Source organism: Bacteroides sp. NSJ-48 (assembly GCF_014287405.1).
Classification (GTDB): domain Bacteria; phylum Bacteroidota; class Bacteroidia; order Bacteroidales; family Bacteroidaceae; genus Bacteroides; species Bacteroides stercoris.
Window position 1 is genome coordinate 63,069 of sequence record NZ_JACOOD010000006.1, and the last position, 23,658, is coordinate 86,726.

22 protein-coding genes and 2 pseudogenes are annotated in these 23,658 nt (G+C 48.6%); 19 read left to right on the forward strand and 5 right to left on the reverse strand.

Annotation, left to right across the window (positions count from 1 at the left end; translation table 11 throughout):
- The first annotated feature begins 5 nt into the window (after positions 1 to 5).
- The 3 genes from H8S52_RS04440 to H8S52_RS04450 are packed head-to-tail and all read left to right on the forward strand — an operon-like array spanning position 6 to position 2,916.
- Positions 6 to 1,025: a glycosyl transferase family 90 gene (locus H8S52_RS04440; RefSeq protein WP_117985552.1), complete on the forward strand. Its 1,020-nt coding sequence runs from the start codon at positions 6 to 8 to the stop codon at positions 1,023 to 1,025.
- A gap of 9 nt (positions 1,026 to 1,034) precedes the next feature.
- A complete protein-coding gene (locus tag H8S52_RS04445) occupies positions 1,035 to 1,955 on the forward strand; it encodes a glycosyltransferase family 8 protein (RefSeq protein ID WP_118939859.1) in 921 nt (306 codons plus the stop codon).
- 55 nt (positions 1,956 to 2,010) lie between these two features.
- Positions 2,011 to 2,916, forward strand: a complete 906-nt coding sequence (locus H8S52_RS04450; RefSeq protein WP_186909370.1) for a glycosyltransferase family 2 protein — start codon at positions 2,011 to 2,013, stop codon at positions 2,914 to 2,916.
- Between the two features lie 7 nt (positions 2,917 to 2,923).
- On the opposite strand, the pseudogene H8S52_RS04455 reads toward H8S52_RS04450, so the two are convergent.
- A pseudogene (locus tag H8S52_RS04455) lies at positions 2,924 to 3,321 on the reverse strand (UDP-galactopyranose mutase); the annotation flags it as partial.
- Positions 3,322 to 3,338: 17 nt separating this feature from the next.
- Positions 3,339 to 3,401 (reverse strand): annotated as a pseudogene (locus tag H8S52_RS20150) (hypothetical protein); the annotation flags it as partial.
- Here H8S52_RS20150 and H8S52_RS04465 point away from each other — a divergent pair.
- Entirely contained in the window at positions 3,392 to 3,619 is a 228-nt protein-coding gene (locus tag H8S52_RS04465; protein ID WP_147341830.1) for a hypothetical protein, read from the forward strand. The pseudogene H8S52_RS20150 and the gene H8S52_RS04465 sit on opposite strands and share 10 nt — an antisense overlap.
- A 12-nt stretch (positions 3,620 to 3,631) precedes the next feature.
- Positions 3,632 to 5,470, forward strand: coding sequence for an ABC transporter ATP-binding protein (locus H8S52_RS04470; protein WP_117740659.1), 1,839 nt, complete (start codon positions 3,632 to 3,634; stop codon positions 5,468 to 5,470).
- Between the two features lie 526 nt (positions 5,471 to 5,996).
- On the opposite strand, the gene H8S52_RS04475 is transcribed toward H8S52_RS04470, so the two are convergent.
- Positions 5,997 to 6,641 (reverse strand): viroplasmin family protein, encoded by a 645-nt coding sequence (locus tag H8S52_RS04475; RefSeq protein WP_117917152.1) that lies wholly within the window; start codon positions 6,639 to 6,641, stop codon positions 5,997 to 5,999.
- A 178-nt stretch (positions 6,642 to 6,819) separates the two neighbouring features.
- Here H8S52_RS04475 and H8S52_RS04480 point away from each other — a divergent pair, with 178 nt between their 5' ends.
- The 6 genes from H8S52_RS04480 (at position 6,820) to H8S52_RS04505 (ending at position 11,827) form a co-directional block, all read left to right on the forward strand.
- A complete protein-coding gene (locus H8S52_RS04480) occupies positions 6,820 to 7,422 on the forward strand; it encodes a nitroreductase family protein (RefSeq protein WP_117985988.1) in 603 nt (200 codons plus the stop codon).
- Between the two features lie 57 nt (positions 7,423 to 7,479).
- Positions 7,480 to 8,007 (forward strand): shikimate kinase, encoded by a 528-nt coding sequence (locus tag H8S52_RS04485; RefSeq protein WP_060385533.1) that lies wholly within the window; start codon positions 7,480 to 7,482, stop codon positions 8,005 to 8,007.
- Between the two features lie 111 nt (positions 8,008 to 8,118).
- Positions 8,119 to 10,011, forward strand: a complete 1,893-nt coding sequence (speA, locus tag H8S52_RS04490; protein WP_016661064.1) for a biosynthetic arginine decarboxylase — start codon at positions 8,119 to 8,121, stop codon at positions 10,009 to 10,011.
- Positions 10,011 to 10,784, forward strand: a complete 774-nt coding sequence (argB, locus tag H8S52_RS04495) for an acetylglutamate kinase (RefSeq protein WP_186909371.1) — start codon at positions 10,011 to 10,013, stop codon at positions 10,782 to 10,784. Before speA ends, argB begins: the two co-directional genes overlap by 1 nt.
- 61 nt (positions 10,785 to 10,845) lie before the next feature.
- Positions 10,846 to 11,355 carry an RNA polymerase sigma factor gene (locus H8S52_RS04500; RefSeq protein ID WP_186909372.1) on the forward strand — a complete coding sequence of 170 codons (510 nt, stop codon included), beginning with the start codon at positions 10,846 to 10,848 and terminating at the stop codon, positions 11,353 to 11,355.
- Entirely contained in the window at positions 11,345 to 11,827 is a 483-nt protein-coding gene (locus H8S52_RS04505; protein ID WP_186909373.1) for a hypothetical protein, read from the forward strand. Before H8S52_RS04500 ends, H8S52_RS04505 begins: the two co-directional genes overlap by 11 nt.
- A 215-nt stretch (positions 11,828 to 12,042) precedes the next feature.
- Here H8S52_RS04505 and H8S52_RS04510 read toward each other — a convergent pair whose 3' ends face one another.
- Complete coding sequence (locus H8S52_RS04510; RefSeq protein ID WP_118939856.1) at positions 12,043 to 12,900, reverse strand: head GIN domain-containing protein; 858 nt, start codon at positions 12,898 to 12,900, stop codon at positions 12,043 to 12,045.
- A 264-nt stretch (positions 12,901 to 13,164) separates the two neighbouring features.
- On the opposite strand from H8S52_RS04510, the gene H8S52_RS04515 reads away from it, so the two are divergent.
- Positions 13,165 to 13,869 carry a SprT family zinc-dependent metalloprotease gene (locus H8S52_RS04515; RefSeq protein ID WP_186909374.1) on the forward strand — a complete coding sequence of 235 codons (705 nt, stop codon included), beginning with the start codon at positions 13,165 to 13,167 and terminating at the stop codon, positions 13,867 to 13,869.
- A gap of 37 nt (positions 13,870 to 13,906) precedes the next feature.
- On the opposite strand, the gene H8S52_RS04520 is transcribed toward H8S52_RS04515, so the two are convergent.
- On the reverse strand, positions 13,907 to 14,302 hold the full coding sequence (locus H8S52_RS04520; RefSeq protein WP_005656036.1) for a hypothetical protein: 396 nt from the start codon (positions 14,300 to 14,302) through the stop codon (positions 13,907 to 13,909).
- A 196-nt stretch (positions 14,303 to 14,498) separates the two neighbouring features.
- Between H8S52_RS04520 and rimP the strand changes: the two genes are divergently transcribed.
- The 7 genes from rimP (at position 14,499) to sufD (ending at position 23,641) form a co-directional block, all read left to right on the forward strand.
- Complete coding sequence (gene rimP / locus H8S52_RS04525; RefSeq protein WP_005656038.1) at positions 14,499 to 14,966, forward strand: ribosome assembly cofactor RimP; 468 nt, start codon at positions 14,499 to 14,501, stop codon at positions 14,964 to 14,966.
- A 4-nt stretch (positions 14,967 to 14,970) separates the two neighbouring features.
- Positions 14,971 to 16,236, forward strand: coding sequence for a transcription termination factor NusA (gene nusA / locus H8S52_RS04530; RefSeq protein ID WP_005656040.1), 1,266 nt, complete (start codon positions 14,971 to 14,973; stop codon positions 16,234 to 16,236).
- A gap of 127 nt (positions 16,237 to 16,363) precedes the next feature.
- Positions 16,364 to 19,321 carry a translation initiation factor IF-2 gene (gene infB, locus H8S52_RS04535; protein WP_186909375.1) on the forward strand — a complete coding sequence of 986 codons (2,958 nt, stop codon included), beginning with the start codon at positions 16,364 to 16,366 and terminating at the stop codon, positions 19,319 to 19,321.
- A 99-nt stretch (positions 19,322 to 19,420) separates the two neighbouring features.
- Positions 19,421 to 19,933 carry a CvpA family protein gene (locus tag H8S52_RS04540; RefSeq protein ID WP_022103962.1) on the forward strand — a complete coding sequence of 171 codons (513 nt, stop codon included), beginning with the start codon at positions 19,421 to 19,423 and terminating at the stop codon, positions 19,931 to 19,933.
- Between the two features lie 33 nt (positions 19,934 to 19,966).
- Positions 19,967 to 21,421 (forward strand): Fe-S cluster assembly protein SufB, encoded by a 1,455-nt coding sequence (gene sufB / locus H8S52_RS04545; protein ID WP_117858102.1) that lies wholly within the window; start codon positions 19,967 to 19,969, stop codon positions 21,419 to 21,421.
- 32 nt (positions 21,422 to 21,453) lie between these two features.
- Positions 21,454 to 22,209 carry a Fe-S cluster assembly ATPase SufC gene (gene sufC / locus H8S52_RS04550; protein WP_117858104.1) on the forward strand — a complete coding sequence of 252 codons (756 nt, stop codon included), beginning with the start codon at positions 21,454 to 21,456 and terminating at the stop codon, positions 22,207 to 22,209.
- A gap of 88 nt (positions 22,210 to 22,297) precedes the next feature.
- Positions 22,298 to 23,641 carry a Fe-S cluster assembly protein SufD gene (gene sufD / locus H8S52_RS04555; RefSeq protein WP_186909376.1) on the forward strand — a complete coding sequence of 448 codons (1,344 nt, stop codon included), beginning with the start codon at positions 22,298 to 22,300 and terminating at the stop codon, positions 23,639 to 23,641.
- The last annotated feature ends 17 nt before the right edge of the window (positions 23,642 to 23,658 follow it).

Sequence of the window (23,658 nt, forward strand, 5' to 3'; positions counted from 1 at the left end):
ATTTAATGGGTGATAGTCTTTTATATAAGCTCCGCAGCGGTAAACCGCCTAAGATATTCTTTTTTTTGAAAGGATATTTGTTGATGTGTATGCCGACTTGTTTTTTCAGGTTATGTCGAAAGCGCTATTTGGCACAGGTAGAAACACGTTCGGATAAGGATTATATATATGAGCGTGTGAATTATTATAATAAAATGCGGCATCCGGTTGCCTTACCGGATAAAACCTTTCACGAACATAAGTTTGGGTATTATATCTTTCTGGATAAGATACGTAAATTTCGTCCTTCCACTTTTCATAAGGTCTACTACTTCGATTTGCAGGATGTGCTTCGTTGGTTCAGTCAGAAACTTCGTATAGGTTACATTCCCGGTGATGTTTATTTCACCCCGGAGTTCCCTGCTATTGTGAAAAGCAGGTTGCTGAAAAACGACAATGAATATTCAGTTCTTCTTAAACTGGACAAACTACGCCATTTTATGTTTGTGAATGATCCGGTCCCTTTCTCAGGGAAGTCCAATCAGGCTATCTTCCGCGGTAAGATACGTTCGAGCCGTGTCCGTGAGAAATTCCTTCGCATGTATTATGGGTCTGCCATTTGCGACTGTGGTGTGGTAGGCAAGAATGAGGGGTGTCCGGATGAGTGGATGACCTCCAAGAAAACGATTCGCGAGCATTTTGACTATAAGTTTATTATGGCTTTGGAAGGCAATGATGTAGCTTCCAATTTGAAGTGGGTAATGTCGTCCAACTCCATTGCCGTAATGACGCGTCCTACCTGTGAAACCTGGTTTATGGAAGGAAAGCTGATTCCCGATTATCACTATATTGAGATTAAGGATGACCTTTCCGATTTGGAGGAGAAACTGAACTATTACATCGCTCATCCGGCAGAGGCGGAACAGATTGTCGAGCATGCCCATGAATATGTTTCCCAATTTTTCGATGCCGGACGCGAACGGCTGATTTCATTGCTTGTAATGGATAAATATTTTCAGGTAACCAAACAAACGTCAAATTGTTAACACCATTGTATGATACATATTGCTTGTAATATTGATGCTAATTTTATACAGCACTGTGCTGTTACGCTGGTCTCTCTATTTGAGAATAATAAGCGTGCCGATATTTGTGTGCATATTGTAGCTCCGTACCTTTCGGAAGCGGATCAGGCTATTCTACGCAACCTGGCTGCTCCTTATGGCAATGAAGTCTGCTTCTACTATCCTCCGAAAGAGCTGTTGCAATGCTTTTCCATAAAAAAGTTCGGCAAGCGGATTTCCATGGCAACTTATTACCGGTGCATGTTCTCATCTATTCTGCCCGAGAGTTTGGAGAAAGTACTTTACCTGGACTGCGATATTGTAATATTGGGAGATATTTCAGAATTCTGGAACACGGATTTGTCCGGGTGCGGTGCGGCTTGTGTCGAAGATATCGGCAAGGATGAGGATGAGCGTTACGAACGCTTGCACTATGATAAGTCCTGCTCGTATTTCAATGCGGGGGTACTGCTGATTAATCTTGATTACTGGCGGAAACATAAGGTCGATGTGCAGTGTGTGCGGTATTTCGAGACTTATCCGGAGCGTATCCAGTTTAATGACCAGGATTTGCTGAATGTCGTCCTATGCAAGGACAAAGTCTTTGTTCCTTTGAAATGGAACATGCAGGATGGCTTTTATCGCTACGGCATCGACAAGCGGGTGGCCGACTGGCAGGCTTTCCGTGAAGAACTGCTGCATCCTGTCATTCTGCATTATACCAACAAGAAACCCTGGAATTATGACAGTATGCATCCGTTGAGGAATGAATACTATAAATACCTGGATATGACGCCCTGGAAAGGGAAACGACCGCTTTCTTCTGTAAAAGAGCGTTTAAAAAGGTACATTAAGTGCGTGCCTTATTTGTTGGGGCTTAGAAAACCCAAATATGTGAACCTCGGCAAGTAGCAGGCTGCGGTTCGGGATGTATCCTATGAAGCTGTTTGATAACTGATTAAGTGAGATGGTAAAAGTTTCTATTGTAATACCTGTTTATAATCGGAAGAATTTCCTGACTGTATGCATAAAAAGTTTGCTTGCACAGTCTTTTGAAGATTTCGAGATATGTCTGGTCGATGACGGAAGTACGGATGGCACCGGGCTTCTGTGTGATGAACTGGCGGAAAAGGATACTCGCATCAGAGTATTGCATGTGCAAAATGGAGGAGCAGCCTATGCGCGTCAAAAAGGGGTGGAGCTGGCAACAGGAGAATGGGTGCTCTTTGTCGACTCTGATGATACCATGCCTGCCGACGCTTTGCAGCGTTTGTTTCAAGTAACGTCGGAAGATACGGATATTGTAGTCGGTTTTTGCAGGAAAAAGCGCTTGTGGCGGGGAAACAGGTTTTCGCCGGCTTGTTACCGTAAGCTTTTAATCAAGGGCAGGTACAACATTTCGGCTACATGGGGAAAGCTGTTCAGGCGCACGTTGTTTGATGAGTACACGCTACGTACACCCCGGGAGATTGTGATGGGAGAAGACATGCTTATGAATCTGCGGTTGGCGTTTGCGTCATCCAAGCCGGTACGTCTGGTTGGCGGAAACAGTGTCTATAACTATATACAACATGGCGGGAATATAACGCATGTATTCAAACTTACGGCTGATTACGAGCACATCTTCCATAAGGAGAGGCTGCAGGCCATTCCCGAAGAAGAACATGCCCGCTATATGCCTGTAATGATTTACCGCAGGCTGAGGATGTTGCGCCGCATTCTGCGGTGTGCGCAAAAAGACAATACGGTTGAAGAGCTGCGGACTTCTGCTTTTGTGAAAGAGCTGCTTGCAGATATTCATGATACCCGTTATACATTCTGGTGTTATCCGCACTGGAGGCTTTGGCAATTTCTCGCAAGTGCGGGTAAGTAAGGCGGAATCATAAACTCTCTTTTTCCCACAGCTTTAATGCCGCTGCCACCGTATCGTCCATGTCTGCATACGTATATTGCGCCAGTCTACGCCGAAAAGCACTTGCTCCTGTTGCTGTGCAAATTCTTGATATTTCCTGGGAATCAGGATGCTATTTTCGTCGTTTACCGGATAATAAGGCTCTTTCCCCTGTTCAAAATCGTCGGGGTATTCATAGGTGATGACGGTAGAATGTTGTTTGCCGAACTCAAAGTGCTTGTGTTTGATGACACGGGTATAAGGAGTTTCGCGATCGGTATAGTTCACGACTGCATTGTCTTGGAAGTCTTCTATATCCGTGAGGTGTCTGTGTTCGAATCGCAGGCTGAGATATTCCAGGTATCCGCCTGCATAATCGAAGTATTCTTTCCGGCTTTATGAGCCTCATGGGCAAACACGGCTCCGAACAGGCCGCTGCCTACAATCAGGTAATCGTATGGTTTCATTTTCCTTTAGCGTTGTTTTTATCCAGCTACAAAGCTACACAATTATTATCGGGATTGCAGAAAAAGTACCGGTTATTGTGCCGCGTTTTGATAAAAACAGTTGTTTCACATGCAATCGGCTGGTTTTTATCCGCCCGGCGCGCAAAAAAGAACCTGTTCGTTTTATTCTCCCCCTGCTTTGTGCTATCTTTGCGCCCGATACGAACGTAATGAATTAACTGTTTGACCGAATGAAAGAATTCTTCCGACTCCTGCGGCGTTTTGTTCCGCCTTACAAGAAATATCTGATATGGGCATTGTTCCTGAACCTGCTATCGGCTATTCTGAACATATTCTCTTTCGCCCTGATTATCCCTATCCTTCAGATACTTTTCAAGATGGATACCAAGACCTACGAGTTCATTCCCTGGGATGCGGCAGGAATCAATATGAAAGACATAGCGGTCAACAACTTCTATTATTACGTCACCGAGATGATAGCCTCGCAGGGCGGCTCATTGACATTGCTGATTTTAGGCGTTTTCCTGGCGGTGATGACCCTGCTGAAAGCATTCTCCTATTTCGCTTCTTCCGCCGTGATGATTCCCCTCCGCACGGGCGTGGTGCGCGACATCCGTGCGCAAGTGTATAATAAGGTGCTGCACCTGCCGCTGAGTTTCTTTTCCGAAGAACGGAAGGGCGACATCATAGCCCGCATGAGCGGCGACGTTACCGAGGTGGAGACATCCGTAACCAGCTCGCTGGATATGCTGATAAAGAACCCGATACTGATTATAGCCTATTTCGGTACATTGATAGCCATCAGCTGGCAGCTGACGCTGTTCACGCTGCTGGTGCTTCCGGGCATGGGCTGGGTAATGGGTACGGTAGGCAAGAAACTGAAACGGCAGTCGCTGGATGCGCAGGCAAAGTGGAGCGATACCATGTCGCAACTGGAAGAAACCCTGGGCGGATTGCGCATCATCAAAGCTTTCATTGCCGAAAACAAGATGATGGAGCGTTTCAATAAGTGCAGCAACGAATACCGCGATGCCATTAACCGGGTAGCCACCCGTCAGGCATTGGCACATCCCATGAGCGAGTTTCTGGGTACATGCGTCATCGTTATCGTGCTGTGGTTCGGCGGCACGTTGATTTTGAGCAATAGCGCTACTATAGACGCTCCTTCGTTCATTTACTACTTGGTGATACTGTACAGCGTTATCAACCCGTTGAAGGAATTCTCCAAAGCCGGATACAACATTCCCAAAGGACTTGCCTCCATGGAGCGTATCGACAAGATACTCTTTGCGGAGAACCCCATTAAAGAACCCGCCTTGCCGAAACCGCTTTCTTCGCTCAATGATAAGGTGGAGTTCAAGGACATCAGTTTCAGCTACGACGGTTCCCGCCAGGTATTGAAGCATATCAACCTGACCGTGCCCAAAGGCAAGACTATCGCACTGGTAGGACAATCCGGTTCCGGAAAATCCACACTGGTGGATTTACTGCCCCGCTACCACGATGTACAGTCGGGCGAGATACGGATAGACGGGCTTAATATCAAGGATGCGCGCATCGCCGATTTGCGCGGCCTGATAGGAAACGTCAATCAGGAAGCCATTCTCTTTAACGATACTTTCTTCAATAACATTGCTTTCGGCGTAGAGAATGCCACCATGGAGCAGGTTGTGGAAGCTGCCAAGATAGCCAATGCCCACGATTTCATTATGGACACCGAGAAAGGTTACGATACCAATATCGGCGACCGTGGCGGCAAGCTTTCCGGCGGGCAGCGTCAGCGCATCAGCATTGCCCGCGCCATTCTCAAGAATCCTCCCATACTGATTCTGGATGAGGCCACCTCCGCACTCGATACGGAGTCGGAACGTCTGGTACAGGAAGCTTTGGAGCGGTTGATGAAAACCCGCACCACGATTGCCATTGCGCACCGTCTTTCCACAATCAGGAATGCGGATGAAATCTGCGTGCTCTACGAGGGCGAAATCGTAGAACGCGGCAGGCACGAGGAGCTTCTTGCCAAAGACGGCTACTATAAAAAGCTGAATGATATGCAATCTTTGGGATAATACCCCCTCTGTGTTGTTTTTCGTTTTTTCTCGTCACTCATCACCTGTAGCGCTCTATCCCTTTCTCGGAAAGGGATAGAGGAACTGTTGACAACGGTGACGAGCGTGATGACAAATTGTTGGTCGTCACCCTCTGTCGTCATTTTTACCCTTCTTTTCTGTTGTAAAATGCTTATATACAGCTACAAAACGCGCATGATGCAGAACGTGTTAACAGCGGTTAAAATCCTCTGTTTTCAGGGGCGGAGCATCCCAATCTCTGCGTTTTAATGTGACTGTTGCCCGTTGGTTTTGTCGTTTTGGCGCATGTATAATATAGGAAAGCCTGATGCAAAACCTCGTTTTCCAACTGCGGGCTCCCCGGTTGCCGGCTGCGGGCCGTACGGTTGCCGTATGCGGGCTGTCGGGCCCGCAATTGCGGGACGAAGTTTCAGTAGAAGGATAAGGCTGTTTTTGTAGTGGCGTAACGGCATTATCCCCCGTGTATGCGAGGGTTTTGTCATGGGGATATGGGTGTTCCGCCCTGTTATTTTCTTCCGAAGTCCGCGGGTATTTCTCCCCACTGCCTGGTTTCCCATTTCAGGATAGGGGTGGAGTAGGTGTTTTCACGCAGCCACTTCTCGGCGCGCTCTATCAGCAGGAAAAGTTGTTCGGTTTTGGAGTCGCGGGGTAGCTTGGTCTTGCATTTCTTCTGTTTGACCCAACCGATGGCATTGACGCTGTCGCTGTAAATAGGCATGTCGAAGCCTTTTTGCTTCAGTAGGGCAAGGCCATGCACGATGGCAAGAAACTCTCCGATGTTGTTGGTGCCGTACACGGGACCGTAGTGGAAAACCTGCTGGCGGCTGGCAACGTGTACTCCCCGGTACTCCATTGCTCCGGGATTTCCGCTGCATGCGGCATCTACGGCAAGACTGTTTTCGAGGACGGCGGCGGGGTAGGGAGCGTCTGCATTTTGAGACGGCTTGGATGGCGTGCTGCCTGCGGATGTATTGCGCTTGATGTAATCGTAGGGTGAAGCGGCAAAGGCTTGCTCTGCTTCCTCACGGGTGTCGAACGATTTGAACTTTGCCCCCTCATAGCCTTTGGTCTGTAGCTGGCATTCGGTCCAGGATGTATAAATGCCCGGAGTGACGCCTGCCCATACAACGTAGAATTTCTCTTTTTTCATAACTGCGGCAAAGGTACGAATATATTTCACAAATGCGAACAATCGGCTCCGTTCGCTTGTTCTTTTAATTTGAGGAGAAGTGGGAAGTAAAAAAAGAATATCGGTTCAGTCCCTTGACTTTGTAATTTTATATAACTCATTTATCCTTAATAAAAAACAGACAATAAAATAAAAAGATATGAAGAGAACATTTGCAGAAGCGTTGGAACACCGGCGCAGTTATTATTCCATAGGTAGCGACTCTCCTGTTTTGGATGAGGAAGTGGTGCATATTATCCGTACGGCGGTGAAGAACGTACCGTCGGCCTTTAATTCGCAGTCAACAAGAATCGTCCTGCTGCTGGGCGACGAGCATAAGAAACTATGGGATATTGTAAAAAATACGTTGAAGCAGCGCATTTCGCCTGAGGCTTTTGCAAAGACGGAAGCTAAGATTGACGGCTGCTTTGCTGCCGGGCATGGCACTGTGCTTTATTTTGAGGACACGACGGTTGTAAAGAAATTGCAGGATGCGTTTCCCTCTTACAGTGAAAATTTCCCGACTTGGTCGCAGCATACATCGGCCATGCACCAGCTGGCTATCTGGACCATGCTGGAAGATGCGGGCTTAGGAGCTTCCTTGCAGCATTACAACCCGCTGATTGACGACGAGGTGCGCCGTACCTGGAACTTGCCGGAGAACTGGATGCTGATAGCCGAAATGCCTTTTGGCACGCCCACTGCCGAACCCGGCGAAAAGGAGTTCGGGGAGTTGAGCGAGCGAATTAAAATTTTCCGCTGATTGTGAGGTAGTCTCACTGTAGAATTGCTTATCTTTGTACACAAACGGTAAGCAATTATGATACGTATCTTTCTGACCGGTTACATGGGAGCCGGTAAAACAACTTTAGGTAAGGCTTTTGCCCGCGAACTGAATGTACCTTTCATCGATTTGGACTGGTACATCGAGGAACGTTTTCACAAATCCATCCGTGAACTGTTCGTCGAGCGGGGAGAGGCCTCTTTTCGTGAATTGGAGCGGAATATGCTGCACGAGGTGTCCGAGTTTGAGGATGTCATTATCTCGACCGGCGGCGGCACGCCCTGTTTCTTCGACAATATGGACTACATGAACGGACACGGGCAGACCGTGTTCCTGGATGTACATCCCGATATACTGTTCAACCGTTTGCGGGTGGCAACCCATCAGCGCCCCATCCTGCAGGGAAAGACGGACGAGGAGCTGCGCGCCTTTATTGCGGACGCATTGGAGAAACGCGCCCCTTTCTACGTGCAAGCCCGCTACCGTTTCGATGCAGGACATCTGGAAAGCAGGCGGCAGATTGCCGGGTCCGTGCAGCAGTTGCGTAGCCTGCTGGGCGTTTAATCTCTTGTAAATGTGTGTTTTTCGCCCTAAAAGGCAAGATGTTCCAGATTTATATGTATTTTTGTACCCCTTTTTTATAAATAAACTACTAAAACAGCAGAGTAACAAGAAATGAGAAAATGGCGTATTGAAGATTCGGAAGAGCTGTACAACATTACAGGTTGGGGCACTTCGTACTTTGGTATCAATGACAAAGGTCATGTTGTAGTAACACCGCGTAAGGACGGCGTCGGCGTCGATTTGAAAGACCTGGTCGACGAATTGCAACTGCGTGACGTGACGGCGCCCATGCTGGTGCGCTTTCCCGACATTCTTGACAACCGGATTGAGAAGATTTCCTGTTGTTTCAGACAAGCGGCGGAAGAGTACGGCTACAAGGCGGAGAATTTTATTATCTATCCCATTAAGGTGAATCAGATGCGTCCGGTGGTCGAGGAGATTATCAGCCACGGCAAGAAATTCAATCTCGGACTGGAAGCAGGCTCCAAACCCGAACTGCATGCGGTGATTGCCATCAATATGGACTCCGACTCGCTGATTATCTGCAACGGATACAAGGATGAGAGCTACATAGAGCTTGCTTTGCTGGCGCAGAAGATGGGAAAACGCATCTTTCTCGTAGTAGAGAAAATGAATGAGCTGAAGCTGATAGCCAAAATGGCGAAGCAGTTGAATGTAAAGCCCAATATCGGCATACGCATCAAGCTGGCTTCGTCGGGAAGCGGCAAGTGGGAAGATTCGGGCGGCGATGCAAGCAAGTTCGGACTGTCGTCCAGCGAATTGCTCGAAGCGCTCGACTTCATGGCAAGCAAAGGCATGCAGGACTGCCTGAAGCTGATACATTTCCACATCGGAAGCCAGGTAACGAAAATCCGTCGTATCAAAACCGCTCTGCGTGAAGCGTCGCAGTTCTATGTGCAGTTGCACAACATGGGATTCAACGTGGAATTCGTGGACATCGGCGGCGGCCTGGGAGTGGATTATGACGGAACGCGCTCGTCCAACAGCGAGGGCAGCGTAAACTATTCCATTCAGGAGTATGTGAACGACTCCATTTCTACTCTGGTGGATGCCAGCGACAAGAATGGCATTCCCCATCCCAATATCATTACGGAGAGCGGACGCGCTTTGACGGCGCATCATTCCGTACTTATATTCGAGGTGCTGGAAACCACCAATCTGCCCGAATGGGACGACGATGAAGAGGTGACCGAAAACGACCACGAACTCTTGCGGGAGCTTTACGGCATTTGGGATACACTGAACCAGAACAGGATGCTGGAAGCCTGGCACGATGCGCAGCAGATACGCGAAGAGGCGCTCGATTTGTTCAGCCACGGCATCGTGGACCTGCAGACCCGCGCCAAGATTGAGCGTCTGTATTGGTCTATCATGCGCGAAGTGAACCAGATAGCCGGCGGACTGAAGCATGCGCCCGATGAATTCCGCGGTCTTCCCAAACTGCTGGCGGATAAGTATTTCTGTAACTTCTCGCTCTTCCAGTCCCTGCCGGACTCCTGGGCGATAGACCAGATATTCCCCATCATGCCTATCCAGCGTCTGGACGAACGGCCGGACCGGACGGCTACCTTGCAGGACATTACCTGCGATTCGGACGGTAAGATTGCCAACTTTATCTCTACCAAGAACGTGTCCCATTACTTGCCGGTACACTCCTTGAAGAGTAAGGAACCCTATTATGTGGGTGTGTTCCTGGTGGGTGCCTATCAGGAAATTCTCGGCGATATGCACAATCTGTTCGGCGATACGAATGCGGTGCACGTATCCGTGAGCGATAAGGGGTATACGATAGAGCAGGTTATCGACGGTGAGACGGTGGCGGAAGTGCTGGATTACGTGCAGTACAGTCCGAAGAAGCTGGTGCGTACTTTGGAGACCTGGGTGAGCCAGTCGGTAAAGGAAGGACGCATCTCCCTGGAAGAAGGCAAGGAATTTTTGTCTAATTACCGTTCCGGTTTGTACGGATATACATATTTGGAATAATGAGAGAGAAACTGACTGTAATCAAGGTGGGTGGCAAAATCGTGGAAGAGGAAGCCACCCTCTGCAAGTTGTTGGATGACTTTGCCGCCATCGAAGGATATAAAGTCCTGGTGCACGGCGGCGGACGTTCGGCAACGAAAATCGCAGCCCTGTTGGGTATTGAAAGCAAAATGGTGAATGGACGCCGCATCACCGATGCCGAGACTTTGAAGGTGGTGACAATGGTGTATGGCGGATTGGTGAACAAGAACATAGTGGCCGGTTTGCAGGCACGAGGCGTGAATGCGCTCGGCCTGACGGGTGCGGACATGGACGTGATCCGTTCCGCGAAGCGTCCGGTAAAGGATGTGGACTATGGTTTCGTGGGCGATGTGAAGCAGGTGAACGGAGCGTTCCTGAGCGAACTCATCCATAAAGGCGTTGTTCCGGTAATGGCCCCGCTGACACACGACGGCGAGGGACACATGCTGAATACGAATGCCGATACGATTGCCGGAGAAACGGCCAAAGCCTTGTCCGGACAGTTTGACGTGACGCTGGTATATTGCTTCGAGAAAAAAGGCGTGTTGCGCGACGAGAATGACGACGACAGCGTGATTTCCCGGATTACTCCGGAAGAATTTAAGCAGTATGTTGCCGAAGGGGTTATCCAGGGCGGCATGATTCCCAAGCTGGAGAATTCTTTCGAGGCTTTGAATGCCGGAGTCGCGGAAGTTGTAATCACCTTAGCCTCAGCTATAAACAGTGATGGCGGAACCCGTATCAAAAAATAAATCAAAAAAAAGTGGTGGCAGACTGTAACTTTCCGTTTGCTGAACCGTCAATTAATTAGAGATGCAGGAAATCAGTTTTCGTAATGACATTCTCCCTCTGAAAGACAAGCTCTTTCGGTTGGCCCTGAGGATTACATTCGACCGGGCGGAAGCGGAAGATGTTGTGCAGGAAACACTGATTAGGGTATGGAACAAGCGCGACGAGTGGACGCAGTTCGGTTCTGTCGAAGCCTATTGCCTGACAGTGGCAAGGAATCTGGCGATAGACCGCAGCGAAAGGAAAGACGCCCGAGCGGTGGAACTTACCCCCGATATGGAAGAGGCTTCCGAAGCATCGGGCCCTTACGAAAGGCTGGTGAATAAAGAACGAATGGCTCTGATACACCGCCTGATAAACGAACTTCCCGAAAAGCAGCGGCTGATTATGCAACTGAGGGATATGGAAGGTAAGAGCTACAAGGAGATTGCGGTTGTCCTGAGTCTGACAGAGGAACAGGTGAAAGTGAACCTCTTCAGGGCAAGGCAAAAGGTTAAACAACGGTTTATTGATATAGAAGGTTATGGACTTTAAATATATAGAACAACTTTTAGAACGTTATTGGCAGTGTGAGACTTCTCTCGAGGAAGAAGCGCAGTTGCGTACTTTCTTTACAGAAGAGGACGTTCCCGAACACTTGTCGCGTTATAAGGATTTGTTTGTATATCAGCAACTTCAGCAGGAAGAGTATCTGGGTGCGGATTTCGATGCACGGGTGCTTGCCGAGATTGAAGCTCCGGTTGTGAAAGCCAGGCGCATGACATTGACGGCGCGCTTCATGCCGTTGTTTAAAGCCGCAGCCGCAGTGGCAGTGGTGCTTTCATTGGGCAATGTGATGCAACATTCGTTCTTTGCCGATGTAAGAGAGGTGGCTGCCGCCGATACTATCGGCAAACAAATTTCCGCTCCGTCGGTCGCCCTTTCGGGGGATAGGGCCGCAACGCACGAGAAGCAGATATTGGATAGTCTGCATCGTGTAAGCAAGGAGAAGGAAAGCAGACAGTAGATATTTTCATTTGCTTTTAAAATAACATTTTCATTTGCTTTAAATATAATATAGTTAGTGTGCTTTTATTAAAACAAAAACAGAGGCTGTGAAGTTTCAATTCTCTCAAAATTTTATAGAAACTAACTAAGATAAATGGGACGCCGCGTGATGCAGCGTCCCTTTTATTATTGTTGGGGGGAGCGGAAAGTTGCCCCCCTACAGTGTATATGGAATCAGAGCTTGTATAATCCCTTCTTGGGGAAGTCCAGTTCCGGATTGCCTTTATAGCCGATGTTTCCGCTGCCGCTGGTACGTGCTTTCAGGAAGTCGGTGGCGTGGCATTTGATGTCTCCCGAACCGGATACGCTTGCCGAAACGCGTTTTGCCTGCAGGCCGGATGCAAACAGGTCGCCCGAACCCGCTACACGGTAATCGGCTTCCTGGGAAGTTCCCGTCAATACTGCCGTGCCCGATCCTGCCACGGATGCTTCGGTGCCGGCGGCCGATACGTTGTCAAGCTTCAAATCTCCGGAACCGGCTATGGATGCCGTGAGATTGGCGCAAGTGATGTTGCTGCCTTCTATGTCGCCCGACCCTGTCACGGATACGTTAAGATTGCCGGTGCAGGTTATGTTGTCCGCGTCGATGTCTCCCGAACCCGCTACGGATACTTTCAGGTTGTCTGTTTTCAGTCCGTTGGCTAACTTTACATTACCAGAGCCGGCAACGGAGATGTTGTTGAGTGTCTCGGAAGAGACGCGTATCTCCAGCTTGTTATAAGATACGCTGACGCCTTTCTTGAACTTGATATTCAAGGTGTTGTTGGCAACGTTGATGTCCAGAAGGTCTACGATATTGTCGGACGTATATATCTCTACTTGGGGCTTTCCCGCCTTTTGGGTGTAGATAACATCCGGACTGCCTGCCAGGTTCACACCGGTGAAGTTGTCTACTTTGATAGCTTTGGTTACATAATTCTTGCTTGCTTTGACTGTTTTTCCGTTGAATAGACCGGAGTTGTAGTTGCAGGTGCAAGCTGTTGTGTTTAATGCGAAGATACCTGATACGATGATTGCTGTTAATGTTTTCATGTTCAATTTATTTTAAGTTTTCTTGTTCATTAGACGTAGTCTTCTTTCAAAAAGTTGCAGGGATTATGACTTTTTACCGGGAACTTCTTGTTGCCGGTTCTTGTTCAAATTCTATGCCATAAGCATAAATCTTTGTTTATTAGGATGTAATGAAGAGAATACGGTGTCCGCTTTTGAACACATTGTTCGTTTTTGGTAGACAGCCGTTTGCTTTTTCGGACGATTCTTCGTTCTTTTGCCCTTATTTCAAGGAGGAAAGAACAGATGATAACGGAGCATGTTTTAGAGGATAAGGAGCTGGGACGTTTGTTGGTACGGGTGAATGTCCGTGCCCGGCGTCTGACTTTTCGTACGCGTGAGGATGCCATTCATGTAACTGTTCCGCCGGGCACAACCATCGGGGAGGTAAAGAATGCTGTGGAGCAACTGCGTCCCCGGTTGAGGGCCGCCCGAGAGAAGCAAAGCCGTCCGCTGATTGACTTGGATTATCGGATTGATACGGAATTCTTCAAGTTGAGTTTGGTCGGCGGAGAACGCGACCGTTTCCTTTCGCGCTCGGAACTGGGGGAGATGCAGATTATCTGTCCGCCGGATGCAGACTTCTCAAATAAGGAGTTGCAGGCTTGGCTGCGTAAAGTGATTGAGGAAGCCTTGCGGCGTAATGCCAAGATTATTCTTCCGCCTCGGCTTTATGCACTCTCGTTGCGGCATAATCTTCCTTATAAGAGTGTGAAAATAAACTCCAGCAGCGGGCGTTGGGGAAGTTGTTCCGCCCGTGGAAACATCAATCTGTCCTATTTCCTTGTCCTATTGCCCAAACACTTGATAGACTATGTGCTGCTGCACGAGTTGGCGCATACCCGTGAAATGAATCATGGCGAGCGCTTTTGGGCGTTGCTTGATGGCATGACGGATGGCAAGGCGCAACTGCTGCGCAGCGAGCTGAGAAAGTATAGGACAGACTTCTGAAGCAGGCCGGTTATAGTGGGAGAGGCACGGAAGCGGGCTACTGTGCCAGCAGTTTCACTTCATCGCCGTCTTTTTCAAAACGATAGTTACCGCCTTTTTCGCTCAACTCAAACAGAGAAAGTCTGTCGGTTGCCTTGTCCACTATCATCAGTGCGCTTTGCTCGGCAAACCGTTTTACCTCGATATTGAAAGGCTCTTCACCGATGCGCCGGTCTGCCAGTACGCTGTCATTGAGAAGGATGGAGATGGAATCGCCGGCAAAACCTTTCACCAAAGTGATGTTGTAGGTTTCGGCAAAATGGCGTTCGCCCTCTTTCTGCCGTTGCAGGCGCATGCTCATGTAGACGAAGATAACGACAACGAATATTACGGCAAAAGCAAGGATGCCGTTGCCTATCATGAATTGTTTGTTGGTATTCAGGTGATGTGCCATGACGATTGAGTTTAAAGAACCCTGCAAATGTAGTGATTAATTTTGAATGGAAGATAAATTCGGGCAGGAGTGCTAAATATTCTTTTTTTCTCCTATTATTTTGTAGTCGAACAGATTATTTATATCTTTGCAACCGAAACGGATGAAAGGTGGAGGGGCGATTGAGCTCCTCTTTTTTGTTCCTAATGGTTAATCTATGATAGAAAAGAAAACAGTTTGTCAGATTGTAGACGAGTGGCTGGAAGATAAGGAGTACTTCCTGGTGGAGGTCATAATCAGCCCGGATGACAAGATTGTGGTGGAGATAGACCACAAAGAAGGTGTTTGGATTGAGGATTGTGTAGAGTTGAGCCGCTACATAGAGTCCCGGTTGAATCGTGAGGATGAGGATTACGAACTGGAAGTCGGTTCCGCCGGTATCGGACAACCGTTTAAAGTGCTGCAACAGTACGTCAACCACATCGGCAAGGAAGTGGAAGTATTGGCAAAAGACGGCCGCAAGCATTGCGGAGTGTTGAAAGATGCCGACGAGCGGCAGTTCACCGTTACTGTTCAGAAGAAAGTGAAAGAGGAGGGAGCCAAGCGTCCTAAAATGGTGGATGAGGATCTGACCTTTACATACGAAGAGATAAAATATACTAAATACTTAATTAGTTTTAAATAAGACTATGGCCAAGAAAGAAGAAACTATCAGCTTGATAGATACCTTTTCGGAATTTAAAGAACTGAAGAATATTGATAGAACCACCATGGTGAGCGTGCTCGAAGAGTCGTTCCGCAGTGTGATTGCAAAGATGTTCGGAACCGATGAGAATTACGACGTGATTGTGAACCCGGACAAGGGTGACTTCGAAATATGGCGTAATCGTGAAGTTGTGGCGGATGAGGACCTTGAAAACCCGAACCTGCAGATTTCTTTGAGCGAAGCCCGGAAGATTGACGCTTCGTACGAGGTGGGAGAGGAAGTGACGGATGAGGTGAACTTTGCGAAGTTCGGCCGCCGTGCTATTCTGAACTTGCGCCAGACATTGGCTTCCAAGATTTTGGAACTGGAAAAAGACAGTATTTACAATAAATACATTGATAAGGTGGGTACTATTATCAATGCAGAGGTTTACCAGATTTGGAAAAAGGAAATGTTGCTGCTCGATGACGAAGGCAATGAACTGCTGTTGCCCAAGACCGAACAGATTCCGAGCGACTTCTACCGTAAGGGTGAGACTGCCCGCGCCGTGGTAGCTCGCGTCGACAACAAGAACAACAATCCGAAGATTATCCTGAGTCGTACGTCGCCCGTTTTCCTGCAACGTCTGTTCGAGATGGAAGTACCCGAAATCAATGACGGACTGATTACTATCAAGAAGATTGCCCGTATTCCCGGTGAGCGTGCCAAGATTGCCGTTGAGTCATACGATGACCGTATCGATCCGGTAGGCGCCTGCGTCGGTGTGAAGGGTAGCCGTATTCATGGTATTGTCCGCGAGCTTCGCAACGAGAATATCGATGTTATCAACTATACGTCGAATATCCAGTTGTTTATACAGCGCGCCCTCAGCCCTGCCAAAATCTCTTCCATCCGTCTGAACGAGGAAGAGCACAAGGCGGAAGTCTTCCTGAAACCGGAAGAGGTGTCGCTGGCTATCGGTAAAGGCGGTTTGAATATCAAGCTGGCCAGTATGTTGACTGAGTACACCATTGACGTGTTCCGCGAATTGGATGAAGCGGTAGAGGATGAAGATATCTACTTGGATGAATTCCGCGATGAGATTGACGGTTGGGTAATCGATGCCATCAAGGCTATCGGTATTGATACCGCCAAGGCTGTGTTGAATGCACCGCGCGAGATGTTGATTGAAAAGACTGACCTGGAAGAGGAAACGGTGGACGAAGTATTACGCATTTTGAAATCGGAGTTTGAAGAAGGGGAAAATTAGTGATTAGGGGTTAGTGATAAGTGATTTTTGGTATGTATAATAAAATCATCACTAAACACTAATCGCTAACCCCTAATCGCTAATCACTAACCACCACTTCTTTCTCCATTATTCATTAAATTAAAGTATGACGATAAGGTTAAATAAAGTAACAAGAGATTTAAATGTAGGAATCACGACGGTAGTTGAGTTCTTGCAAAAGAAGGGATATGCCATTGAAGCAAATCCCAATACGAAGATTACCGACGAGCAGTACGACTTGCTTGTGAAAGAGTTTAGTACAGATAAGGATCTTAAATTGAAAACGGAGCGTTTCATTCAGGAACGTCAGAGTAAGGAACGCAACAAGGCATCGGTGGCTATTGACGGTTATGACAAGGAAGCACAGGAAAAGCCGAAAACCGAAGAGGTGGTAAAGGCTGTGGTTCCCGAAGATGTACGTCCGAAGTTTAAGCCTGTCGGGAAGATTGATTTGGATAAACTGAATCGCAAACATACTGTGGAAAAAGAGGAAGAAGCGGTGGAACCGGAGATGCCGGTGGTTGAAGAAGTAAAGGTGGAAGAACCTGCACCTGTTGTCGAGGCTCCGAAACCGGAACCCGTTCCCGAACCTCAGCCCGAGCCGACACCTGCTCCGGTGGTTGAACCTGCTCCGGCGGCAGAAGAAGAAAAACCTGCGCCGGTGGCTGCAGAACCCGTATCGGTTTCTAACGAAGAGCCTGCTCCCGTTGCAACCGAAGAGGCTGTTTCGGAAAATAAAGAAGAAAAAGAAGAAATATTCAAAATACATCAGCCTGAGTTTGTATCGAAGATTAACGTCATCGGACAAATAGACCTCGCTGCGCTGAATCAGTCTACACGTCCGAAGAAGAAATCGAAAGAGGAAAAGCGCAAGGAGCGTGAAGAAAAAGAAAAGCAGCGTCAGGATCAGAAGAAGCTGATGAAGGAAGCCATTATCAAGGAGATTCGTCGTGACGATAATAAGACGAAAGATGGCAACGATGCCAATGGCAAGAAAAAGCGCGTCCGCATTAACAAGGAAAAGGTGGATATCAACAATGCATCCAACTTCCAGCGTGGCGGAAACGATCGTCTGAAAGGCGGCCAGCAAGGGGGTAATAACCAACAAGCCGGTAAGAACAAGAATAAAGACCGCTTCAAGAAACCTGTAATCAAGCAGGAAGTAAGTGAAGAGGATGTGGCAAAGCAGGTAAAGGAAACTTTGGCACGCCTCACTTCCAAAGGCAAGAATAAGGGTGCGAAATACCGTAAGGAGAAACGTGACATGGCATCCAGCCGTATGCAGGAGCTGGAAGACCAGGAAATGGCGGAAAGCAAGATATTGAAGCTGACCGAGTTCGTGACTGCCAATGAGTTGGCGAGCATGATGGATATTTCCGTTACGCAGGTTATCGCTACTTGTATGAGCATCGGTATGATGGTTTCCATCAACCAGCGTCTGGATGCGGAAACAATCAATCTGGTAGCGGAAGAATTCGGTTTTAAGACAGAATATGTAAGTGCGGAAGTGGCTCAGGCAATCGTTGAGGAAGAAGATGCCGAGGAAGATTTGCAGCCTCGTGCTCCGATTGTAACGGTGATGGGTCACGTAGACCACGGTAAGACCTCGTTGCTCGACTATATCCGTAAGGCAAATGTTATTGCCGGTGAGGCGGGTGGTATCACGCAGCATATCGGTGCTTACCATGTGACATTGGAAGACGGGCGCAAGATTACGTTCCTCGATACTCCGGGTCACGAAGCGTTTACCGCCATGCGTGCCCGCGGTGCCAAGGCAACGGATATCGCCATCATCATTGTGGCTGCCGATGACAACGTGATGCCGCAGACCAAAGAAGCTATCAACCATGCCATGGCTGCCGGTGTGCCTATCGTATTCGCTATCAATAAGATTGATAAGCCGACTGCCAATCCCGATAAGATTAAGGAAGAACTGGCTGCCATGAACTTCCTCGTTGAGGAATGGGGTGGTAAGTACCAGTCTCAGGATATTTCAGCCAAGAAAGGTATCGGTGTAAGCGATTTGATGGAGAAAGTATTGCTGGAAGCCGAAATGCTGGAACTGAAAGCAAACCCCGACCGTCGCGCTACCGGTTCCATCATCGAGTCCTCATTGGATAAGGGTCGTGGTTATGTGGCTACGGTACTCGTGTCCAACGGTACTTTGAAGATGGGCGATATTGTGCTTGCAGGTACAAGCTACGGTAAGGTGAAAGCCATGTTCAACGAACGTAACCAGCGCATGAAAGAGGCAGGTCCTTCGGAACCGGCTTTGATTCTCGGCCTGAACGGTGCGCCGGCTGCAGGCGATACATTCCATGTAATCGAGACTGAACAGGAAGCACGTGAAATTGCCAACAAGCGCGAACAGTTGCAGCGTGAGCAAGGTCTGCGTACACAGAAGATGCTGACGCTGGATGAAGTGGGCCGCCGTTTGGCATTGGGCGACTTCCACGAACTGAATATCATCGTGAAAGGTGACGTGGACGGCTCCGTTGAAGCGTTGAGCGACTCGTTGATTAAGCTGTCTACCGAACAGGTACAGGTAAACGTTATTCACAAAGGCGTCGGCGCTATCTCCGAATCGGATGTATCTCTGGCTGCCGCTTCGGATGCGATTATCGTAGGATTCCAGGTTCGTCCTTCGGGTGCTGCCGCCAAACTGGCAGAGCAGGAAGGTGTGGACATCCGCAAGTACTCTGTCATCTACGATGCCATTGAAGAGGTGAAGGCTGCTATGGAAGGTATGCTGGCGCCGACTTTGAAGGAACAGGTGACGGCCACTATCGAGGTGCGCGAGGTATTCAACATTACCAAAGTGGGTCTTGTGGCAGGTGCCATGGTGAAGACCGGAAAGGTGAAACGCAGCGACAAGGCCCGTCTGATTCGCGACGGCATTGTTATCTTCACAGGAAATATCAATGCATTGAAGCGCTTCAAGGACGATGTGAAGGAAGTTGGAACGAACTTCGAATGCGGTATCAGCCTGACAAACTGCAACGACATCAAGGTAGGAGACATCATCGAATCTTACGAAGAAGTGGAGGTAAAGCAGACTCTGTAAGCAATATATAAAATCTTCAGGCGCGGATTACACGGATTTCACGGATTGGTTAAGAAAAACCGTGTTTGTCCGTGTAATCCGCGCCTTTTTAATATAGTTATGGCTGTTGTAGATAGTATAATCTTGGTAATAATCGGTGCCGGAGCGCTTGTAGGTTTTATAAAAGGTTTTGTAAAGCAGTTGGCTACCTTGTTGGGACTGGTTGCCGGTCTGGTGGCGGCAAAGACTTTGTATGCTTCCGTTGCCGAGAAAGTGTTTTCCAGGATTACCGATTCAATGACAGTGGCGCAAGTGCTGGCATTCATTGCTATCTGGGTAGCGGTGCCTCTGGCTTTTGCGTTGATAGCTTCGCTGCTGACGAAGGCGATGGAAGCCGTGTCGCTCGGTTGGCTGAACCGTTGGCTGGGTTCCGGGCTGGGAGCGCTGAAAGCACTTCTGCTGGTGAGTTTGCTGGTGGGCGTTATCGAATTTATAGATTCGGACAATACGCTGCTCAGTCAAACAAAAAAGAAAGAATCGGTGTTATATTATCCCATGAAGTCATTTGCCGGAATATTCTTTCCTGCAGCAAAGGCTGTTACGGAACAGATTGTGAATGGAGATGTGGTTTGATTCGTAACTTGTAATTTTATAATTATAGAAACAATGCAACAAGAAGAACCCAATAAATATGTAAAGGAACTCACTCAGGAGAAGTACAAGTACGGTTTTACGACCGACGTGCACACAGACATCATCGAGCGTGGTTTGAATGAAGATGTGGTGCGGCTGATTTCCGAGAAAAAAGGAGAACCCGAGTGGTTGCTGGAGTTCCGCCTGAAAGCGTACCGCCATTGGCTGACGCTGGAGATGCCTGCATGGGCGCATCTCCGTATTCCTGAAATAGACTATCAGTCTATCTCATACTATGCCGACCCTACCAAGAAGAAGGACGGACCCAAGAGCATGGACGAGGTAGACCCGGAGCTGGTCAAGACATTCAATAAACTGGGCATTCCTCTGGAAGAGCAGATGGCACTTAGCGGTATGGCGGTGGATGCCGTGATGGACTCTGTATCCGTAAAGACTACCTTTAAGGAGACGCTTATGGAGAAAGGCATCATCTTCTGTTCGTTCAGCGAAGCAGTGCGCGAACATCCTGATTTGGTACAGAAGTACTTGGGCTCGGTGGTGGGCTATCGCGACAACTTCTTTGCGGCACTGAACTCTGCGGTGTTCTCCGACGGTTCTTTCGTCTATATTCCAAAAGGGGTACGTTGTCCGATGGAGTTGTCCACTTACTTCCGTATCAATGCCCGCAATACCGGACAGTTTGAAAGAACGTTGATTGTGGCGGATGATGATTCATACGTTTCCTACCTGGAGGGGTGTACGGCGCCGATGCGTGACGAAAACCAACTGCATGCCGCCATTGTGGAGATTGTGGTGCACGACCGTGCGGAAGTGAAGTACAGCACTGTCCAGAACTGGTATCCGGGTGATGCCGAAGGCAAAGGCGGCGTGTATAATTTCGTAACGAAACGCGGACACTGCAAAGGGGTAAATAGCAAACTGTCCTGGACGCAGGTGGAAACCGGTTCGGCCATTACCTGGAAATATCCGTCCTGTATTCTTTCGGGCGATAACTCCACGGCAGAGTTTTACAGCGTGGCGGTAACCAATAATTACCAGCAGGCAGATACCGGTACAAAGATGATTCATCTCGGAAAGAATACCCGCAGCACTATCGTCAGCAAGGGTATCTCCGCCGGACGGAGCGAAAACTCTTACCGCGGTCTGGTGCGCGTTGCCCAAAAAGCGGACAATGCCCGCAACTATAGCCAGTGCGACTCCTTGCTGCTGGGCGATAAGTGCGGTGCGCATACGTTTCCCTACATGGATATCCATAACGAGACGGCCATTGTAGAGCACGAGGCAACCACCAGCAAGATTAGCGAAGACCAGATATTCTATTGCAACCAGCGCGGCATCTCTACGGAAGATGCCGTAGGACTGATTGTGAACGGTTATGCAAAGGAGGTACTCAACAAGCTGCCTATGGAGTTTGCCGTAGAGGCTCAGAAATTGTTAGCTATTTCACTCGAGGGAAGCGTAGGATAGCTATTGGAATTCAAAATTCAAAATTAAATATCATGTTAGAGATAAAAGACCTGCATGCCAGCATCAATGGCAAAGAGATATTGAAAGGCATCAACCTCACGATCTGCGACGGTGAGGTGCATGCCCTGATGGGACAGAACGGAGCCGGAAAGAGTACACTGAGCAATGTGCTGGTGGGACATCCTGCATACGAGGTGACACGCGGTACGGTAACTTTCAACGGTAAGGACCTTTTGGCTATGAGTCCTGAAGACCGTGCGCATGAAGGTATTTTCCTTTCGTTCCAGACACCGGTGGAGATACCGGGGGTTTCGATGGTGAACTTTATGCGTGCCGCTGTCAACGAACAGCGTAAATACCGTCATCTGCCCGCCCTGTCTGCCAGCGAATTCTTGAAACTGATGCGCGAGAAACGCGCCATTGTCGAACTGGACAACAAACTTGCCAACCGTAGCGTGAACGAAGGCTTCAGCGGCGGTGAGAAGAAACGCAACGAAATCTTCCAAATGGCTATGCTGGAACCTACTTTCGCCATTCTCGACGAAACGGATTCTGGGCTTGATGTAGATGCTTTGCGCATTGTAGCCGATGGCTTCAACAAACTGAAGACTCCCCAGACCAGCGCAATGGTCATCACCCACTACCAACGCCTGCTGGACTATCTGAAACCGGATACCGTCCATGTACTGCTTGGCGGACGCATCGTGAAGACAGGCGGCCCCGAACTGGCTAAGGAGATTGAAGCACGCGGCTTCGATTGGATTAAGAAAGAAGCGAGTGAATTATAAATTATGGATTATGAATTATGAATTATCCTGCAGCATGATGATGCGCAGCCCGTTCATAATTGTAATTCAAAACTCATAATCAGATAACATGAGTGTAGAGCAACAATATATAGACCTTTTCTCCCAGACGGAGGCGATGATATGCCGTCATAGCGCCGAAGCGCTGAATGCTCCGCGTGCCGCTGCATTTGCCGACTTCGAGCGGCTTGGCTTTCCTACCCGTAAGACGGAGAAATATAAATATACCGATGTCAGCAAGTTCTTTGAACCCGATTACGGACTGAACCTGAACCGGTTGGAGATTCCGGTTAATCCCTACGAAGTATTCAAGTGCGATGTGCCGAATATGAGCACTTCCCTTTACTTTGTTGTGAATGATGCTTTCTATAACAAGGCTTTGCCGAAGTCGCATTTGCCTGAGGGCGTTATCTTCGGTAGCCTCAAGGAAATGGCGGAGCAGCGTCCGGAGTTGGTGAAGAAGTACTACGGTAAGCTGGCAGATACTTCCAAAGATGGAGTGACGGCTTTCAATACAGCCTTTGCGCAGGACGGCGTATTGCTGTATGTTCCCAAGAACGTGGTGGTGGAGAAACCTATCCAGTTGGTGAACATTCTGCGCGGCGATGTCAACTTTATGGTGAACCGCCGTGTGCTTATCATTTTGGAAGAGGGTGCGCAAGCCCGTCTTCTGGCGTGCGACCACGCCATGGACAGTGTGAATTTCCTTGCTACGCAAGTGGTAGAGGTATTCGTTGGGGAGAACGCCACTTTCGACTTCTATGAACTGGAAGAGACGCATACCAGTACGGTACGCATCAGCAGTTTGTATGTCAGACAAGAAGCTAACAGCAACGTTTTGCTGAACGGAATGACTTTGCATAACGGTACTACCCGTAATACAACCGAAGTTATGCTTGCCGGCGAAGGTGCTGAACTGAACCTTTGCGGGATGGCTGTTGCGGATAAGAACCAGCATGTGGACAACAATACCACCATAGACCATGCAGTGCCCAACTGTACCAGCAACGAACTCTTTAAGTATGTGCTCGACGACCAGTCTGTCGGTGCTTTTGCAGGTCTGGTACTGGTACGTCCGGGTGCGCAGCATACGAGTTCCCAGCAAACGAACCGTAATCTTTGCGCCACTCGCGAAGCGCATATGTATACCCAGCCGCAACTGGAGATTTATGCCGATGATGTGAAGTGCAGTCATGGCGCTACGGTAGGCCAGCTCGATGAAAGCGCCCTGTTCTATATGCAGCAGCGCGGTATCTCCGTGCATGAGGCACGTTTGCTGCTGATGTTCGCTTTTGTAAACGAGGTGATTGACACAATCCGCCTGGATGCCTTGAAAGACCGTCTGCACCTGCTGGTGGAGAAACGTTTCCGCGGTGAACTGAACAAATGCCGCGGGTGTGCAATATGTAAATAATGGAGAATTATGAATGA

Excerpts from the sequence above, each read along its gene's own strand:
- H8S52_RS04480 (WP_117985988.1), top strand. The coding sequence starts at position 6,820 with ATGAAGAGAACATTTGCAGAAGCGTTGGAACACCGGCGCAGTTATTAT.
- H8S52_RS04520 (WP_005656036.1), bottom strand. The coding sequence starts at position 14,302 with ATGGCACATCACCTGAATACCAACAAACAATTCATGATAGGCAACGGC.
- H8S52_RS04485 (WP_060385533.1), top strand. The coding sequence starts at position 7,480 with ATGATACGTATCTTTCTGACCGGTTACATGGGAGCCGGTAAAACAACT.
- H8S52_RS04500 (WP_186909372.1), top strand. The coding sequence starts at position 10,846 with ATGCAGGAAATCAGTTTTCGTAATGACATTCTCCCTCTGAAAGACAAG.
- infB (WP_186909375.1), top strand. The coding sequence starts at position 16,364 with ATGACGATAAGGTTAAATAAAGTAACAAGAGATTTAAATGTAGGAATC.
- H8S52_RS04515 (WP_186909374.1), top strand. The coding sequence starts at position 13,165 with ATGATAACGGAGCATGTTTTAGAGGATAAGGAGCTGGGACGTTTGTTG.
- sufD (WP_186909376.1), top strand. The coding sequence starts at position 22,298 with ATGAGTGTAGAGCAACAATATATAGACCTTTTCTCCCAGACGGAGGCG.
- H8S52_RS04540 (WP_022103962.1), top strand. The coding sequence starts at position 19,421 with ATGGCTGTTGTAGATAGTATAATCTTGGTAATAATCGGTGCCGGAGCG.
- nusA (WP_005656040.1), top strand. The coding sequence starts at position 14,971 with ATGGCCAAGAAAGAAGAAACTATCAGCTTGATAGATACCTTTTCGGAA.
- sufC (WP_117858104.1), top strand. The coding sequence starts at position 21,454 with ATGTTAGAGATAAAAGACCTGCATGCCAGCATCAATGGCAAAGAGATA.
- H8S52_RS04450 (WP_186909370.1), top strand. The coding sequence starts at position 2,011 with ATGGTAAAAGTTTCTATTGTAATACCTGTTTATAATCGGAAGAATTTC.
- H8S52_RS04510 (WP_118939856.1), bottom strand. The coding sequence starts at position 12,900 with ATGAAAACATTAACAGCAATCATCGTATCAGGTATCTTCGCATTAAAC.
- H8S52_RS04440 (WP_117985552.1), top strand. The coding sequence starts at position 6 with ATGGGTGATAGTCTTTTATATAAGCTCCGCAGCGGTAAACCGCCTAAG.
- H8S52_RS04465 (WP_147341830.1), top strand. The coding sequence starts at position 3,392 with ATGGTTTCATTTTCCTTTAGCGTTGTTTTTATCCAGCTACAAAGCTAC.
- H8S52_RS04470 (WP_117740659.1), top strand. The coding sequence starts at position 3,632 with ATGAAAGAATTCTTCCGACTCCTGCGGCGTTTTGTTCCGCCTTACAAG.
- speA (WP_016661064.1), top strand. The coding sequence starts at position 8,119 with ATGAGAAAATGGCGTATTGAAGATTCGGAAGAGCTGTACAACATTACA.
- H8S52_RS04445 (WP_118939859.1), top strand. The coding sequence starts at position 1,035 with ATGATACATATTGCTTGTAATATTGATGCTAATTTTATACAGCACTGT.
- sufB (WP_117858102.1), top strand. The coding sequence starts at position 19,967 with ATGCAACAAGAAGAACCCAATAAATATGTAAAGGAACTCACTCAGGAG.
- H8S52_RS04475 (WP_117917152.1), bottom strand. The coding sequence starts at position 6,641 with ATGAAAAAAGAGAAATTCTACGTTGTATGGGCAGGCGTCACTCCGGGC.
- rimP (WP_005656038.1), top strand. The coding sequence starts at position 14,499 with ATGATAGAAAAGAAAACAGTTTGTCAGATTGTAGACGAGTGGCTGGAA.
- argB (WP_186909371.1), top strand. The coding sequence starts at position 10,011 with ATGAGAGAGAAACTGACTGTAATCAAGGTGGGTGGCAAAATCGTGGAA.
- H8S52_RS04505 (WP_186909373.1), top strand. The coding sequence starts at position 11,345 with ATGGACTTTAAATATATAGAACAACTTTTAGAACGTTATTGGCAGTGT.